This window comes from Pseudomonas sp. MF08875 (assembly GCF_059862525.1).
This window is the reverse complement of record NZ_JCBCUW010000127.1, coordinates 1-1,128: the sequence shown is the minus strand read 5'-3', so window position 1 is coordinate 1,128 and position 1,128 is coordinate 1. Positions and strand designations below refer to the sequence as shown.

Annotated in this window: 2 protein-coding genes; both read right to left on the bottom strand. The window is 44.1% G+C overall.

Annotated elements, in window-relative coordinates; translation table 11 throughout:
• Positions 1–95: 95 nt before the first annotated feature.
• Positions 96–632 (bottom strand): hypothetical protein, encoded by a 537-nt coding sequence (locus tag AC19YT_RS28245; RefSeq protein WP_500611389.1) that lies wholly within the window; start codon positions 630–632, stop codon positions 96–98.
• A complete protein-coding gene (locus tag AC19YT_RS28240; RefSeq protein WP_500611388.1) occupies positions 632–922 on the bottom strand; it encodes a hypothetical protein in 291 nt (96 codons plus the stop codon). Before AC19YT_RS28240 ends, AC19YT_RS28245 begins: the two co-directional genes overlap by 1 nt.
• Between the last annotated feature and the right edge of the window lie 206 nt (positions 923–1,128).

Genomic DNA, 1,128 nt, shown 5'->3' with positions numbered 1-1,128 from the left:
AGGCTGAACGCTTGGGCACGAGCGATTTGAATGGTGGCGCGTTCTTCAACGCTGAGTTCGGAATAAGACATAGGGGCAACACCGTACCGGAAAGGTCAGGTGTTGCACTCAGTTTTTGCCGCCGCCCGGGCAATGAGATGGCGCTGGGTAAATAGTTCTACACGTATCCAACGCCACGTATATTTCCAAAAGTAGTAATTACCAACTACCATCAGCACTAAGAAAAACATCCCAAAAACTAAATTACCCAAATCCCAACGTTCATGATAGGTATTACCCATCACGTACAACTCTAACGGAAACAAGACCGAGGCATATAACAAATACACATTCAAACCAAGCACCATGGATAAAAACCCAAACGTTATCAGGCCACGCTTTTCCTCCTGAAATGCTGCACGAACATCAATATAATAGTCATTAAATGCATAAAGCGATTGCGCATCGACTGGAGTTAAGCTGGCAGACTCATAGTACCCCCAAGTTTTATCATCACCTTTAACATGCAATACAGACTTAAAAAACGAGCCGTCATCTTCATCTTTTTTTTCAGCTGTTTCTTTATCCCAAAACTCTCGTCTTTCAGGGCTTTCGGATCTTAAGGACCAGAGAAGCCGTTCAAAAACAAACATTATACCTCCACCATTTTATTAAATACCGCTTCCAGCTCAAGCAACTCATCACCCTGCTGCTTAAAACCATTATTTTTCTTATCTTTACGGAATACTGAACTCTCACACCATGACTCAATTGGCTCAGGTTCTAAAACCCAAATAACTCCACTTATTACCAATCCAACCCATGCCAACCGTGCTAACCCACTCCGCATCATTTTCAAAATTTTTTCTGCTGCCAAACGCTTTGCTAGTGATTCTAAAAGCCTTAGCACACTTAAAAGCGAAGCGCTTTTAGTCCTAGACATTAACAACCTCAAATATGGCCCACTTCCTGAGACTGCAACTCCTAACGTAAGTGAGATCACTGCAAAAGAGACAAAAGAACGGGCGGCCGCAAAAACTGAGTGCAACACCTGACCTTTCCGGTACGGTGCTGCCACTATGTCCTATCACGAACTCAGTATCCCCGAACGTGCGACCCTTCAACTCGGCCTTGCCCAAGGTTTCAGCC

What these genes read in the sequence shown, in the direction of transcription:
- AC19YT_RS28245 (WP_500611389.1), bottom strand. Translation starts at nt 632, where the DNA reads ATGTTTGTTTTTGAACGGCTTCTCTGGTCCTTAAGATCCGAAAGCCCT.
- AC19YT_RS28240 (WP_500611388.1), bottom strand. Translation starts at nt 922, where the DNA reads ATGTCTAGGACTAAAAGCGCTTCGCTTTTAAGTGTGCTAAGGCTTTTA.